10 protein-coding genes are annotated in these 16,381 nt (G+C 46.3%); 8 read left to right on the plus strand and 2 right to left on the minus strand.

All coding sequences use genetic code 11. The features are described from left to right. Window positions 1–165: 165 nt before the first annotated feature. The 3 genes from recC (at window position 166) to recD (ending at window position 9,806) form a co-directional block, all read left to right on the plus strand. Entirely contained in the window at window positions 166–3,657 is a 3,492-nt protein-coding gene (recC, locus tag R7F64_RS16960) for an exodeoxyribonuclease V subunit gamma (RefSeq protein WP_238975028.1), read from the plus strand. 327 nt (window positions 3,658–3,984) lie between these two features. Next, window positions 3,985–7,659, plus strand: coding sequence for an exodeoxyribonuclease V subunit beta (recB, locus tag R7F64_RS16965; RefSeq protein WP_318071931.1), 3,675 nt, complete (start codon window positions 3,985–3,987; stop codon window positions 7,657–7,659). Then, on the plus strand, window positions 7,659–9,806 hold the full coding sequence (gene recD / locus R7F64_RS16970; protein ID WP_005391718.1) for an exodeoxyribonuclease V subunit alpha: 2,148 nt from the start codon (window positions 7,659–7,661) through the stop codon (window positions 9,804–9,806). The genes recB and recD overlap by 1 nt, the downstream gene beginning before the upstream one ends. 34 nt (window positions 9,807–9,840) lie before the next feature. On the opposite strand, the gene R7F64_RS16975 is transcribed toward recD, so the two are convergent. Both R7F64_RS16975 and argA read right to left on the minus strand, forming a co-directional pair. Further along, window positions 9,841–10,029, minus strand: coding sequence for a hypothetical protein (locus tag R7F64_RS16975; protein ID WP_005380230.1), 189 nt, complete (start codon window positions 10,027–10,029; stop codon window positions 9,841–9,843). Between the two features lie 415 nt (window positions 10,030–10,444). After that, window positions 10,445–11,782 (minus strand): amino-acid N-acetyltransferase, encoded by a 1,338-nt coding sequence (gene argA / locus R7F64_RS16980; protein ID WP_042521373.1) that lies wholly within the window; start codon window positions 11,780–11,782, stop codon window positions 10,445–10,447. A gap of 162 nt (window positions 11,783–11,944) precedes the next feature. Between argA and R7F64_RS16985 the strand changes: the two genes are divergently transcribed. From R7F64_RS16985 to R7F64_RS17005, 5 genes are all read left to right on the plus strand, one after another. Then, window positions 11,945–12,400, plus strand: coding sequence for a DUF2850 domain-containing protein (locus R7F64_RS16985; protein WP_005380234.1), 456 nt, complete (start codon window positions 11,945–11,947; stop codon window positions 12,398–12,400). Window positions 12,401–12,673: 273 nt separating this feature from the next. Further along, on the plus strand, window positions 12,674–13,777 hold the full coding sequence (gene mltA, locus R7F64_RS16990) for a murein transglycosylase A (protein WP_017636015.1): 1,104 nt from the start codon (window positions 12,674–12,676) through the stop codon (window positions 13,775–13,777). Window positions 13,778–13,876: 99 nt separating this feature from the next. Next, a complete protein-coding gene (gene tcdA, locus R7F64_RS16995) occupies window positions 13,877–14,686 on the plus strand; it encodes a tRNA cyclic N6-threonylcarbamoyladenosine(37) synthase TcdA (RefSeq protein WP_149191564.1) in 810 nt (269 codons plus the stop codon). 19 nt (window positions 14,687–14,705) lie between these two features. Further along, complete coding sequence (csdE, locus tag R7F64_RS17000; protein WP_318071921.1) at window positions 14,706–15,134, plus strand: cysteine desulfurase sulfur acceptor subunit CsdE; 429 nt, start codon at window positions 14,706–14,708, stop codon at window positions 15,132–15,134. Between the two features lie 309 nt (window positions 15,135–15,443). Next, window positions 15,444–16,364 carry a GGDEF domain-containing protein gene (locus R7F64_RS17005; RefSeq protein ID WP_318071922.1) on the plus strand — a complete coding sequence of 307 codons (921 nt, stop codon included), beginning with the start codon at window positions 15,444–15,446 and terminating at the stop codon, window positions 16,362–16,364. Window positions 16,365–16,381: the final 17 nt, after the last annotated feature.

The following is a 16,381-nucleotide window of genomic DNA, read 5'->3' on the forward strand; positions in this document are numbered from 1 at the left end:
GTATGGAAGTGTCAGACTTGATTGACATGTGAAAATTCAGAAGATTCATACTCTATTTGAGTGATATATAACCTTTTGTTTTTTCCGAACGCGAGATCACTGCGGGTTTAAATGGGGCTGTGCTAAGCTAGCTAACAGTTTCAATCGGCGCTCGGTATTCCCAATTTGTTTACTGTTTATCACTCCAACCAAGTTGACGTTCTTAAATCACTCCTTGTCGAACTGATTCGAATCAGTCCGCTGGAAAACCCGTTCGAAAAAGAACAAATTCTGGTTCAAAGTCCAGGCATGTCCCAGTGGCTAAAAATGGAATTGGCCAAAGAGTTTGGTGTTGCCGCGAACATTGATTTTCCGCTCCCTGCGACTTTCATTTGGGAAATGTTTACGCAGGTATTGCCAGACGTGCCAAAACGCAGTGCGTTTAACAAAGAAGCGATGACGTGGAAGTTGATGCATTTGCTTCCGGGGCTTCTCAACCAAGAGGTGTTTTCGCCGTTAGCGCAGTACCTCAAAGATGACAGTGACCACTCTAAGCTGTATCAGCTGGCTGAGAAAATTGCCGATATTTTCGATGGTTACTTGGTGTATCGTCCGGAATGGATCGCAAGTTGGGAAGCCGGGAAGAGTGTGGCAGAGTTGGAAGATGAGCATCCGTGGCAGCCGATCTTATGGCAAGCGTTGTATGATCACACTGTGTCGTTAGGGCAGTCTCCATATCACCGTGCCAACCTTTATGAGCACTTTATCGACACGTTAGCGAGTTTTAACGGCAATTTTGACCATTTACCCAAGCGTTTGTTTGTTTTTGGCATTTCTTCGTTGCCGCCTCGCTATATGGATGCGCTAAAAGCAATTGGCGAACACATCGACGTGCATCTGATGTTCACTAACCCTTGTCGTTATTACTGGGGTGAAGTTCGAGATCGCAAATATCTGGCTCGTTTGGCGGCGAAACATCGTCAGCACGTTGTGTGGCAGGACGATCACTCGGAAGTGCAAGGTGAAACTGAGCAACTGAAAGGATCACTGGAAGATAATGTGATCGATGAGCTGCACACCGATGTGGTCGGAAACAGTCTGTTGGCGTCCATGGGTAAACTCGGGCGCGACAATATGTATCTGTTGTCTCAGCTGGAATCTCATGAAATTGAAGCCTTTGTTGATGTTGAGCGCGACAGTCTGCTCCATCAATTGCAAGCGGATATTCTCAATCTTGAAGAACATCAAGATGACCAACAGATTGAAAACAGTCATCACAAACAAGTGGTTAGCTTGGGTGATAAATCACTGAGCCTACACGCTTGTCACAGCCCGATGCGTGAAGTGGAAGTGCTGCATGATCAACTATTGGCGATGTTCGATGCTGACTCAACGTTAAAACCGCGCGATATTATCGTGATGGTCGCGGACATCAACGCTTACAGCCCTGCGATTCAGGCGGTCTTTGGTAACGCACCGGGTGAGCGTTTTATTCCCTATTCGATTTCTGACCGAACCGCCGATCAAGAGAGCCCAATTCTGGCCGCATTTATGCAGTTGGTGAACTTACCCAATACGCGCTGTTTGGCATCAGAACTACTCGAACTTTTGGAAACTCCGGCGATATTAAAGCGTTTTGAACTCAGCGAAGATGATTTCTTACAAGCCAAACAATGGGTTGAGGAATCGGGGATTCGCTGGGGGTTGGATGCCAATACCGGACGCGAATTTGAACTGCCGGAAACCCGTCAAAACACATGGCAATTTGGTATTCAACGCATGTTGCTTGGCTACGCGATGCCAGAATCCGCAGGTTTGTTTGAAACCGAGCAAGGCAGTTTATCTCCGTACAACGAAGTGCAAGGCATGGGTGCAGAGCTGGCGGGCAAGTTGGCACACTTTATCCAACAAATTAGCACTTATCGAAGCAAACTTTCTCATGTTCAGACTATTGATGGTTGGCGAGAGACTTTGGTTTCACTGCTGGATGACTTCTTCTCAGTTGAGTTAGAAGGCGAAATGGCGCTCAAATCCATTCGCGATACGCTCAGCCAACTCAAAGAGCAATTAGCTGATGCCGCATTTGATGATGCGTTGTCGCCGTCGATCATCAGCCAATACCTTCAAAACAAATTATCTGGCACACGAGTCAGCCAGCGCTTCCTGGCTGGTCAAGTGAACTTTTGTACCCTGATGCCGATGCGCTCTATTCCGTTTAGAACCGTTTGTCTACTGGGGATGAATGACGGCGTGTACCCACGCTCCATGCCGCCAGAAGGCTTTGACTTGATGACCGGAAGAACCAAACCGGGCGACCGTTCGCGTCGAGATGATGACCGTTACCTATTCCTCGAAGCAATGCTATCGGCACAGCAAACGCTCTACATCAGTTATGTTGGCCGTTCAATCCAAGACAATACCGAGCGAGTACCTTCGGTTCTGGTTTCTGAGCTGATGGAATACTGCCACCAAAACTATTGTTTAAGTGGTGATGAAGCGTTGCCCGTTGATGAGTCTGGCGACAACTTATTAAATGCGTTGGTGAATACCCACGCCATGGTGCCGTTTAGCCCAAGTGCGTTCCAAGGCATGCACGCCAGCTACGCGAAAGAGTGGATTCCAGCGGCATTAACTCAAAGTAGTCAATCGCAAGGCTATGTTCGTCGTGATTTTAATCGGGCATTAGACGACTATCTGTTAGGAGCGACGTTCCCACTTGAGCTCGACTTAGTCGAGTTGCAACGTTTCTGGCGCTTACCTGTGCAGTATTTTTTCAATCGTCGTTTAAAAGTAATCTTTGAACCGCCACTACCGGTGATGGAGGACGACGAACCCTTTGTTTTAGGTGGTTTGGAGAGCTATCAAATGCGTGATGAGCTGTTAGAAACCTTGCTTGAAACGACATTGATGCAGCCAGAGAAAAAAACAGAGGTACTTAAACACTTTATGAGTCAACAGCGCGCGCAAGGCAAACTGCCGGTGGGGGCGTTTGGTGATATCGAATTTGAAACTAACCGAGTTCAGGCGGAAGAGCTGGTGGATAAACTGGCGTTTTTATCTGGTGCGCCTCAAGACGATTTGGAAATCGACCTGACGTTTGATTCCTTGTTTGAGCGAAATGAAGGCGAAGAGAAAAACGTTCGCCTAACAGGTTGGCTGACTCAATGCTACCAATCCGGTTTGATTCGCTATAGAAGCGGTAAGATTCGCTCGCAGGATTACCTTGCTGCGTGGATCGATCACCTTGCCATGTCGGCGTCGGGTCATGCTAAGAAAACTCACATCATTGGTTACGATCGTAAAGAAGGCGCGCTGCATTTGATCTACCCAGAAATTGCCGATGCGCAGTATGCCAAACAGCTACTGACTGAATTAGTTCGCTTATTTTTCGAAGGCATGACTAAGCCTTTGCCTTATTTCCCGAAAACGGCGTTGGCTTGTGTTGAAGCGGGCTTTAGCCGCGGTCAGTGGGTAGATTACGAAGAGAAATCTTTGAAGAAAATGGCTGACGCATTCAATGATGGCTTCATGAGCCCGGGCGAAGGCAGTAATGCGTACATCTCTCGAATTTGGCCTGCTTGGAATGATGAGTTGGCCTCAGAAGTTCGTTTGCTGACAGCATTAGTACTGCAAGGTGCGCGCTTAGCGGTTCAAGACGCTGATGATGTAAAAGCGTAATAAAGACAGCTGGATAAAGAGAAGGAAGAGTAGGGTGGCCGCCAGAAAATCATTATTTTTTGTAGGGCGTTCGCTGTACGGCCACAAGGTCAGAGGGACCATGATACTTTTGTTTAATTCATTTGAGTTGTGCCGCCAAAAAGGTTTGGCTTATCTCGTGGGGCGCATACTAACGGTACGTCTTATGGATAACCGTGAGAAAGATCTCACAAAGCTCTAAATTATCCAACTTGTTAAACATATTAATAGAATTTTTAACTATAGATCACATTTATTAGGTGATACGTCCTAGTAAATAATCCGGAGAGATTCAGCGTTATGGATCAAATGTCAGGTGCAGAGTGCCCTCTACATACGTTAGACCGCACAGAGCAACCTCAACCAACGCCACTAGAACCGATGACGTTTCCTCTGCACGGTGCGAGGTTAATCGAGGCATCAGCAGGTACAGGTAAAACCTTCACTATTGCAGGTTTATATCTGCGTCTTTTGCTTGGTCATGGCAGCGCGGAAACTCGACATCGCGTACCGCTTACGGTCGACCAAATTCTGGTTGTAACCTTTACCGAAGCGGCAACTGCGGAATTACGCGATCGTATCAGGGCAAGAATCCATGATGCGCGAATCGCGTTTGCGCGTGGACAGAGTTCCGACCCGGTGATCCAACCTTTGCTTAATGAGTTTGACGATCACAAGCAAGCCGCAGAAATTTTATTGCAGGCAGAGCGTCAGATGGACGAGGCGGCGGTCTACACCATTCACGGTTTTTGCCAACGTATGCTAACGCAAAATGCGTTTGAATCTGGCAGCCGATTTAATAACGAGTTTGTGACCGATGAAAGTCACCTAAAAGCGCAAGTTGTAGCCGATTACTGGCGCCGCAATTTCTACCCGTTGCCATTTACCTTGGCTGGAGAAATTCGCCAGCTATGGAGCTCTCCATCTGCGTTGTTGTCTGACATCAGCAATTACTTAACTGGTGCGCCGTTAAGCCTTTCTGTTCCAGCAATGAAAGGCAGTTTGGCTGATCTTCATACTGAAAATTTGAAAAAAATTGATGAATTAAAAGCACAGTGGCGAGAAAGCCAAGATGACTTCTTAAAGCTGATTTCGTCTTCAGATGTAAATCCGAGAAGTTACAACAAAAAGTCTCTGCCGACGTGGTTGGAGGCGGTAAGCGCTTGGGCTGCAACGGAAACTACAGGTTACGATTATCCAGACAAGCTGGAGAAATTCGCGCAAAACGTCTTGTTGGAAAAAACACCGAAAGGCAGTGCGCCGCAGCATGCGGTATTTGAAGCCATTGAAACATTTCTTGCCAATCCAATCAGCTTAAAAGCGCCACTGCTTGCTCATGCGATTGAGCATTGTCGTGCAATGCTGGCCAACGCGAAAAATCAAAAACAGTGGCTCTCTTTCGATGATTTGCTGACGCAACTTTCTGCTTCTATCGATACGGACGAAAGCGAGCTTTTAGCGGCGCGTATTCGTACTTTGTATCCCGTCGCAATGATTGACGAGTTCCAAGATACCGACCCGCTTCAATACAGTATTTTCAGCCGTATTTATCTGAATAATCCGGAATGTGGTTTGTTTATGATCGGTGATCCCAAGCAGGCGATTTATGGCTTTCGTGGCGCAGACATTTTCACTTATATCAAAGCGCGTAACCAAGTAAGTGCCCACTATACGTTAGGAACCAACTGGCGTTCTAGCGCAGATATGGTGCAGGCGGTAAACCAAGTATTTGCTTTGCCAGACAGTCCATTTATCTATGATTCAGATATTCCGTTCTTACCCGTTAAGTACAGTCCCAATGCCGAAAAACGCATTTGGACTATGGGTGGCCAAAAGCAACCGGCGCTGACTTATTGGTTGCAAGAAGCGGACGATAAACCGCTACCAAAAGGCGAGTATTTGACTCGAATGGCAGAGGCGACTGCAAGCCAAATCCAAACTATTTTGACGCAGGCTCAACAGGGGCAAGCGTGTCTGGTGAATGGCGAAAAACAGAAAGCGGTTCAAGCGGGCGATATCGCGGTGTTGGTTCGAACAGGTAGTGAAGGTCGAATGATCAAACAAGCGCTGGCTGAACAAGGCATTGCCAGCGTGTACCTGTCTAACCGAGACAGTGTGTTTACCAGTTCAGTGGCGCAGGATCTACAGCGTTTGCTGCAAGCGGTGCTGACTCCAGAAAATGACCGTGCGCTGCGTGCAAGTCTTGCCTCTGAGCTGTTTGCCCTTGATGCAGCAAGTTTGGATGCACTTAATAACGATGAAATTGTGTGGGAAAACGCCGTAAACGAATTCAAAGAATATCGCAAACTTTGGGTTCAGCGTGGTGTGCTGCCGATGCTGCGGGCGGTGATCAGCAAACGCCATATTGCCGAGCGATTACTAGAAGAAGGCGCGAGTTCACAGGGTGAAAATGGTGAGCGAGTGCTTACCGATTTAATGCACATCGGTGAACTGCTTCAACAAGCCAGTAATGAACTGGACAGCGATCACGGTCTACTGCGTTGGCTCGCTCAGTCTATCAGTGATGCGGAAAACGGTTTGGGTGGCAGTGATGACCAAATCCAACGTTTAGAATCGGAACGTAACTTAGTGCAGATCGTAACTATTCACAAATCAAAAGGCTTGGAGTATGACCTCGTATTTCTGCCGTTTGTGTTCAGCTATCGAGAAGTCAGTGAAGCCAAATATTACGATGCAGCCAATGACCGCACGGTACTGGATATTACTGGCAACGATGCGTCCATGAAGCAAGCGGATAAAGAGCGTTTGGCGGAAGACTTACGCTTGATATACGTAGCACTAACGCGAGCTGTGTATGCGTGTTTTATCGGTGCCTCACCTTTGCGCAATGGCCGTTCGACCAAAGAGCCAACTGGTGTACACCGCAGTGCGATTGGCTATTTGATTCAAAATGGTCAAGAAGGTGGCATTAACGATTTGCAACAAGGTTTAACAAAGCAACAAGACGAGCTTGATTGTGTCGTTGTGGCCGATCCGCCGCAGCAACTCGAAGAGAAGTACGTAGCGCCACAAGAAGAAATACACGATCTTAGCGCGAAAGAGCTGCAAAACCCTATCGATAGAAACTGGCGCATCACCAGTTATTCTGGCTTGGTCAAGCAAGGCTCTCATCACGCCGAGCATGATGCCACGATTGAGATTACGGGTTTTGATATCGACTCATCTGAAGAGCAAGACGAAGCGGATTTGGTGGAGCCAGAGCGCTCTATTTTTACCTTCCCTCGTGGTGCGCGTCCGGGTACGTTCCTGCACAGCTTGTTTGAGGAAGTTGAATTTACTCAGCCAGCCACTACGGAAGAGAATACACAAATCATCCTTGGCTTGATGGAAAGCGAACAGCTCGATGAAGAGTGGCTACCTATTTTACAGCAATTGATTGATACCGTACTCGCAACGCCGTTGGATGGTAAGTCTTTGCTGCTGAATCAAAAAGCACCGTCGCAACGTTTGGTGGAGATGGAATTTTTGCTGCCGATTGAAGTTTTGTCTGCACCGGCGTTAAACCGAGTCATTCAACGTCACGATCCGTTGTCGGCGAAAGCGGGGGATTTAGGTTTCCAAACCGTGCAAGGCATGCTCAAAGGTTTTATCGACTTGGTGTTTGAACATCAAGGTAAATACTACGTGCTTGACTGGAAATCGAATCATCTTGGCGACGATGTGACGCACTATCATGGTGAGGCTCTGAAATCGGCGATGGCAGATCACCGCTACGATTTGCAGTACCAGATTTATGCGTTAGCCCTGCATCGTTTCCTACGCAGCCGATTGGCCAATTATGATTATGAACAGCACTTTGGTGGCGTGTATTACTTGTTCTTGCGCGGCATGGATGGGCAGAGTGACCACGGCATTTTTGCCGCGAAACCAACTTTCGAGTTCTTACAAGAGATGGATCGTTTGATTGATGGTCAAGTACTTGAAACGCGCTCAACTCAAGCCGGGCAGATGGAGCTACTTTAATGACGACAAATCACAATCTTCATTCTGACCAAGATAGCCTATTGGTAGTGTTGGAACGCTTGGCGCACAAAGGTGCTATTCGTCAGCTCGACTACCAATTCGCCTGTTTTATTGATTCTCAAACGCATGATGAACAGTCGGACAGCCAAGCACTGGCGTTTATCGCTGGTGTTGTCAGTAGTGAGCTTGGTAAAGGACATATCTGTCTGTCTCTGTGCGATGCACAAGGGCAAACTACGGATTTAGCCAGTAAGCTAGGGCTGTTTGGTGAGTCGGCATTGGCGCTTAACACACAGTTGCAAGGCATAGACTGGATTCAAGTATTACAAAATTCCAGCGTGGTCGGCGCGCAAGGAGAAGCCTTGCCTTTAATGTTCGATGGTGAGCGTCTGTATCTGCATCGCTATTGGCATTATGAAGTGACACTGGCGGAAAAGCTCAATCAGCTGGGCGCCGCAGTTAACTTGCAACCACAAGAGTTTGCGCGATTATCGGAGTTGCTCAACCATCTGTTCGCACGCCAATACCATTTTCTGTTTAACGCGTTGGGCAAAGCAGTAGAAGCGGGAAGCAGCAACCAAGTGTTGCGTCAACAATTGGTGTGTGATCACCTTGATGTGGTCGCAAGCGAATCGTTGGATTGGCACGCGATTGATTCCGTGCTTAGCAATGCGCGCAAGGTTCAAGATTTGCAAACACTGGATGAACTCGTGCCACTCTCAGCTTGTGTGAACTGGCAAAAAGTCGCGGCGGCGGTTGCGTTAACTCGTCGATTTGCTGTGATTTCTGGTGGCCCTGGTACGGGTAAAACGACGACAGTAACCAAATTGCTTGCTGCTTTGATTGAACAGGCGACGCAAGAGAAAAATCTAACCATCAAGCTGGTGGCCCCGACGGGGAAAGCGGCGGCGCGATTAACCGAGTCCATTGGTAAAGCGGTGCAAGAACTGCCAGTTTCTCCGGAGCTAAAAGCCAAAATTCCGACTGAATCGAGCACTTTACATCGGTTGCTGGGCGCGATTCCTAATAGTGCAGAATTTCGTCACAACAAGCAAAATCCACTGCATTTGGATATTTTAGTTATCGACGAAGCGTCGATGGTCGATTTACCAATGATGTACAAAGTGGTCGATGCCTTACCGAAACATGCGCGGCTGATTTTGTTAGGTGATAAAGATCAACTTGCATCAGTTGAAGCTGGGGCTGTGTTGGGTGATATCTGTTCGTTCCATGCATTGGGTTATGGCAAAGAGCAGGCGTCAGCCATCGCAAAACTGACGGGTTTCGATACTTTAGCCCATACGGGTAACAGTGCATCTAGCATTGCCGATAGTTTATGTATGCTGCAAAAGAGCTACCGATTTGACGCTCGCTCAGGCATTGGTCAGTTGGCAAAAGCGGTTAACTCAGGTTCTGCTGCGAGCGTAGATAACGTCTGGGCGCGTGACTTTTCTGACATCGAACATTTCGCGCTAAGTAGTCAACATTACAACCAAATGATGCAGACGTTGGTGCAGGAATACGGTCGTTACCTCAAACGCATTGGACAACAGGAAACCGATCCTAAAACCGGAGAGCTAGAGTCGCTAACGCACAAAGCCAAAGCAGTGTTAGATACCTTCAACCAATGCCGATTGCTGTGCGCGATCCGTGAAGGTGACTTCGGTGTGGCTGGGCTAAACCAACGCATCGAGAAAGCGCTCGCGGCGCGCAAGTTCATTCAAGTTCAGGATGAAATTTGGTATCACGGCAGACCCGTCATGGTTACGCGTAATGATCACGGTTTAGGTTTGTATAACGGTGATATTGGTATTTGCATGCGAGATGACAGTGAAGAAGAACCGCGTTTGAAAGTCTTTTTCGAGTTACCTGACGGCAGTGTGAAATCGGTCTTGCCAAGCCGAGTACCTGAACATGAAACGGCTTACGCTATGACCATCCATAAATCGCAAGGCAGTGAATTTGATTACACCCTGATGATTTTGCCACCAGACTTTAGCACGATATTAACCCGTGAGTTGATTTACACAGGCATTACCCGCGCGAAAAAGCGTTTAGCTCTTTACGCCGAACTTAATGTTCTGAAGCGAGGCATTAAGGTGAAAACCACTCGTGCGAGTGGGTTAGTACAGCGGCTTACTAACTAAAACAAGAAGACCGAGCTTATGGCTCGGTCTTCTTTTATGCATGTTTTGCAAACGCGTTGGTAAAAGACACGCTGCGTATTTTGTATTGCTGTTGATAAGCAAGAATAAAATCTCGGATAGCGTCATTTACGGGGAAAACACAGTGGACGTCTAGGCCTTCTAAAAACTGATTGTCAGCCATATCCCAGAAGCTTTGAAGCGAATTACAAATGATTGTTCTCATAACAGTGCTCGTCTCGGCTTATTTAAAGTCAGATTAACAACTGTCCTTGGTGTGCAATACGGAGCTAACTAGTTTTTCAATTGCCCAGTATTTTAGGGTGAAGGCTACATTACATCACCTAGATCCATTCGTATTGGTTAAAAACCAATCACTAGCGAGCAGAGTATAGCCAACCAAATGTATATTTAAAAGATAAAATTGGAACAAAAATCAAGCAATGGTTTGCGCATTTCTAAGTTGGGTTTACATGATGACCCGCTAGTCCGGAGTAGGGTTTATGTGTGGCCTTACTCCTAAACAAACTCGTTCCTAAACAAGCTCGATGTGCAGGGTTGAGCGTTAATGAGCTGAATCCCGCACCTTGAGGTTTTGGTATAGCGGAACGTTAAGTTTCGCTCCCTGATTTAAGGTTAAGCTATAAATCTAACGCTAAGATTTTTGACTTACGCTGGAAGTTATATAACCCTTGTTTGGCTCCAGGCAAATAGTCGACACTGACTTCGTAAAAACCTTGCTCTCTAAACCAATGCAAACTATGTGTCGTGAGGACAAAAATCTGATCAATGGTTTCGGATTTAGAACGATGTTTCATGTAGTTGAGCAGTAACAAACCTCGGTTTCCATCACGATAGTCAGGGTGAATCGCTACGCAAGCCATCTCAGCTTTGCGCTCTTCTGGGTATGGATAAAGGGCAGCACAGCCAATAATCAAGCCGTCTTTTTCGATGATGGTAAATTTTCCAATCTCTTGCTCTAGCTGCTCTCGAGAGCGTCTAACGAGTACACCTTGTTCTTCTAAAGGACGAATGAGGTCTAAGATACCGCCAATATCGTCAATATTAGCTTGCCTCACTTGTTCAGCACTCGCCATAACAACTTGGGTTCCGATGCCATCGAAAGAGAACAACTCCTGAATTAAGGCGCCATCTACTTTATAACTGATCAAGTGGCTACGAGGTACTCCGGCACGGCAAGCGGCAATAGAGCCTTTAAGAAAGCGCAGTGTCCCAGTGTTGTAATCTAGGTCAGGATACGTATTTTCAGAAAGCGTTTTGATGACATGCTCCGCCTCAATTGGTAGTAACTCGGCGACAGCATTGCCGTTGTCATCAATGACACCTTGTTCGGAGCAAAAACCAATCAGCTTATCCGCACCCAGCTTTATCGCTAGTTGGGTGGCGACTTCTTCCGATAATAAATTGAAGCACTCGCCAGTCACAGAGCTAGCAATGGGACCTAGCAGAACAATTGAACCTTGATCAAGAGTGCGGTTGATAGCATCGGTGTCAATGCGGCGAATGCGTCCACTATGGCAATAGTCCACACCATCATCAACGCCGAGTGGTTGAGCAATGATGTAGTTTCCGCTAACAACATTGAGCTGGGTACCTGCCATCGGAGTGTTGTTGAGGCTCATTGATAGGCGCGCAGTAATCGCAAGCTGAAGTTGTCCGGCAGCTTGCATAACAACAGATAAAGCTGATTCATCCGTAATGCGGATATTTTTGTGGTAAGGCGTAGTGAGGTCTTGTTTTTCTAGCAGCTGATTAATTTGAGGACGTGCACCATACACCACCACGACTTTGATTCCGAGGCTGTGCATGAGTGCGATATCATTAATAATATTGCCAAAATTTTTGTGTGCGACGGCTTCTCCGCCCAGCATGATCACCATGGTTTTTCCGCGGTGAGCATTGACATAAGGTGTTGATTGACGGAATCCTTTTACGAGAGCAGTACTACGAATTTTCACTACAGCCATTCCTTTGTTTAATTATGTTAAAATAATGCCTTTTTATTCACTTGGTGGCAAGGTGAAATTTTGGAATAAAGCACAAACATATTGAGGTAGGTTCTTGGTCCCGTTAAGAGGGAAGGTTACAATGGTGGCGTCTTTCCTCAATACGTGAACCTCATGTCTTCTGCTGTTAATAAGAATGCTGCGATCACTGCTTCAAATCTGTCAAAAACGTCATCTAAATCAATGCTTCGTAAGTGGCTAGAGCGTTCTCTCATGCTTATAGCGATAGTTGGAACCGTTGTCGTGTGCATGCTGTATAGTGATTTGATTACTCGAACCATTAATCCGCCCATTCCCAAATCGACAATTTATGGTCGCTGGGTTGAGCAAGATGTTGCGCCTTATGCTCGTGAAGAATTTGTGTTGAGTGAGCGCGGTGTTACCGTAAATGGTTCTACAGTGGCGACCAGTTTTGAATTCGATGGGGATTCGTTTTCGTATCGAGTGGGTTCAAATGAGCGGCACTTCAATTTTGTGGGTAAGCAGCATGCAGAAATGAAGCTGGATGCCAATGCACATTATCTACCTGTATTCCGTTTAGAGGGGCGTGCAAGGATTGCGGTAAGATAGTCGTTTTTATCTTTGTCTGTTAAGCAGAGATCTCTTGCGTCTGTGAGTCACATGGATGATCACAATTTCATCTCTCAATCAGTAAATCTTACTTTCAAACATAATCCGGACAATTCCGTAATTCTTCCGCTGCTATCATGTTGTATTAACTGAATGAATTCACAACGAGTAAACGGATTGGCTTAGCGTTGAAACATTTTGTCGTTGCTTTTCAATTGCACCGTATGCATTTGTTTGCCATCCTTTTGCTATTCTCTTTTACGGAAAAGACACGTGTTAAAAAAACTCCTTCCTATTATCTCTTTGAGCCTACTCTTTGGCTGTGCTCAACAAAATGATCGTGCTCAGCAATATCTTGATGGTGAGTTTCCTCAGATCCTCAATCAAGTGGATGTGGTTGAGTCTAACAAACCACGCGATTTTACTGAATTTAACAAGCAAGCTGAGCAAGTGGTGATAAAGTCACCATCCATGGCGAAGATATACCAACCGCTATATCAACGATTAAGTGAGTGGGCGCAACAGAGCGGAGATACCAGTGCGTTGAGTGCGTTTGGCATTCAAGCCGCGCAATTGGGTGGTGGTGATAAAAAAGGTAATGTGCTGTTTACCGGATACTTTTCTCCCGTGATGGAGCTGCGTCATACACCAAACGACATTTTTAAGTACCCAGTTTATGGCAAGCCAAACTGCTCATCAGATTGTCCGACTCGTGCGGAGATCTACAACGGGGCATTAGATGGCCAAGGTTTAGTGCTAGGTTATGCGCCTAACCGTATTGACTCGTTTATGATGGAAGTGCAGGGCAGTGGCTATGTGCATTTTGAAGATGATGATACGTTGGAGTACTTCGCGTACGCAGGGAAAAATAATAAAGCTTACGTTAGTATTGGCCGCATTTTGATTGAACGTGGTGAAGTGCCGCGTGAAAAAATGTCTCTCAAAGCGATTAAAGAGTGGGTAATGGACAACGACGACGCAACAGTACGCGAGTTGTTGGAGCAAAACCCTTCTTACGTCTTCTTTGCGCCAAAAGCGGAAGCGCCAGTAACGGGATCGGCTGGTATTCCTTTGTTACCAATGGCCGCGGTCGCGGGTGACCGTTCTATCTTACCAATGGGCACACCAATCTTGGCGGAAGTACCATTGCTGAATGCGGATGGTACGTGGAGCGGTGCTCATCAACTGCGAATGCTGATCGTTTTAGACACTGGTGGTGCGGTAAAACAGAACCATTTGGATCTGTATCATGGCATTGGTGCGAGAGCAGGAACGGAAGCAGGGCACTACAAGCATTTTGGTCGAGTTTGGAAACTTGGGCTGGAAAACTCACCAACTCAAGCGCCTTGGGCTTTGCCGCCAGAAAAGCTACAATAGCGACCCAAGAAAGAGGAACACTCTCTTATCTAGACATTTCATCAAAGAGTGCGTATAAATCGCACTCTTTGTTTTTCTATCGATCATCTGGACTTCAATATGCGTGAACTCGATACCCCAGCATCTGACAGCTACAATCAACGCTTTGGCGGCACTCGTCGTCTTTATGGCAACAGCGAAGTGGACATTCTTCGCGCTGCACACGTTTGTGTTATTGGTATTGGTGGCGTGGGTTCATGGGCGGTCGAAGCGCTGGCCCGTACCGGGATCGGTGAGCTGACTCTGATTGATATGGACGATGTTTGTGTCACGAATATTAACCGCCAAATTCATGCGATGACGGGCACCGTTGGCCAAAGCAAAATTGAAGTGATGGCCGAGCGTGTCAAATTGATCAACCCAGAGTGTAAAGTCAATCTGATTGATGATTTCATCACGCCAGACAATCAACATGAGTACTTAAGCAAAGAGTTTGATTACGTGCTAGATGCGATTGACAGCGTAAAAGCGAAGGCGTCTTTGTTGGCGTATTGCCGCAGCAACAAGATCAAAGTGATCACCACGGGGGGCGCTGGTGGTCAGGTTGACCCAACGCAGATCATGGTCGCTGACTTAACGAAAACGATCCAAGATCCTCTAGCGAAGAAAATCAAAGACACCTTGCGTCGTCATCATAACTTCCCTAAGAATCCGGCTCGTAAGTTTGGTATTGATTGCGTGTTTTCAACCGAGCAGCTGAAGTATCCTCAAGCAGACGGTTCAGTGTGTGGTGTGAAGTCGACAGCAGAAGGTCCAAAACGTATGGATTGCGCTAGCGGTTTGGGTGCGGCGACTGTCGTAACTGCAACGTTTGGCTTTGTCGCGGTATCGCGAATCGTTGAGAAGTTGATTTCAAAATATAAGCAGTAAACTAGAAGAAGAGCGCATCATGACAGATTTTCCCGTTTCTCCATTTGGTACAGATATCACCAGCGAAGACATTGTAGCGACTATGCAGCAATTCCAAGGCTGGGAAGATCGTTACCGTCAGGTTATTCAGTGGGGTAAAAAGCTGCCACAAATGCCAGAAGAGCTGAAATCAGAACAAGTTACCGTTTTGGGTTGTGAAAGCTTGGTGTGGTTAGTGAGCAAAGAGCAAGATGGCGTTTGGCATTTTTGTGCGGACTCCGATGCGCGTATCGTCCGTGGATTGATTGCCTTGGTAATGGCAGCTTATGACGGTAAAACGACCGATCAAATTCAAGCGTTTGATATTGATGCTTATTTTGATCAGCTGGGGCTTGTCTCCCATTTAAGCCCGTCACGTGGTAATGGCTTGAAAGCTATTGTAGAGCAGATTAAGCAAACCGTCGTGTAACGAGTCATTTTCCCAATTCTTAAAAAACGCTGAATAGCCTAGCTGTTTGGTGTTTTTTGTATCTGAGTTGAGATATTTTTTGCATATGGATAAAAAGTGTGCAAATGGTCGACTATTTTAGCGTTAATTAACCATTCTATTGATCCTGGTTCATTATATTGCCCACTTGGTTTTTATAAACTCAATTGTATTTAAAATTTGTCTATATTAGATAATAGACATATGCCCCATTCGCTCCTATTCCCCAATGTGGAAACACACTTGGAAGCGATTGGGTTACTTAGATACAAATGCTAGGAACCTCCCTATATGCAATTCACCTTGGAACATGCGCAAGACGTGTTATCCGAAATGCCAGACCCCACTTTTATTCTGAGTGAAGATGGTATCTATATTGATGTTTTTGGAGGAACAGATAAAAAAGCCTATCACGATGGAAGCAATTTGATAGGTAAGACACTTCACGGCGTACTTGAAAAAGATAAAGCCGACTGGTTTATCGAGCAGATCAGTCGATCACTGAAACAAGACAGTATTGTGACGATCGAGTACAAGATGTGCGCCGACAGCATTCAGGGAATAGATGCTAACAGTGGGCCAAGAGGCGACCTATACTACGAAGGCAAGATCTGCCCACTCGCTATAAAATACCGAGGTCGTCGCGTTGTCCTTATTCTTACACGCAACATCTCCAATCGCCACCGAGTTGAAACCCTTCTTCGCCATCAAAGCCAAATTGATGCTCTTACCAACATCTACAACCGACGTGTCTTTTTCGAAAAGCTCACAGAAGAAGTTATTAAATCCCAAGCTCCGGATTATCACTCCGCGTTGTTATTATTTGATTTGGATTTTTTTAAAGTCATCAATGATAAACGTGGTCATGATGCGGGGGATTATGTCTTAGAGACGTTAGCTGATTTGGTTTCTCACTTACTCGTCAAAGACGAAATTTTTGCAAGAGTCGGAGGGGAGGAGTTTGCGATTATTTTGCCAGAAACTTCTCTGTCGGCGGCGAAAGAGGTAGGAGAGGAAGTACGTTCCCACATTCAAAATTGTCAGTTCGAATTTGAAAAGATTGAAATTCCGGTCACGGTGAGTGTAGGCGTGGTGGAAATAGGCAGAAATGAAACCACCAAACGTTTGTATGCGCATGCAGATAAAGCGCTTTATGCTGCGAAAAGAAATGGCAGAAATTGCGTGGCGACTCTGGATAGGCAGATGGAGTAACCTTGTTGGTTACTCCA

Source organism: Vibrio sp. Vb1980 (assembly GCF_033338615.1).
GTDB lineage: Bacteria > Pseudomonadota > Gammaproteobacteria > Enterobacterales > Vibrionaceae > Vibrio > Vibrio alginolyticus.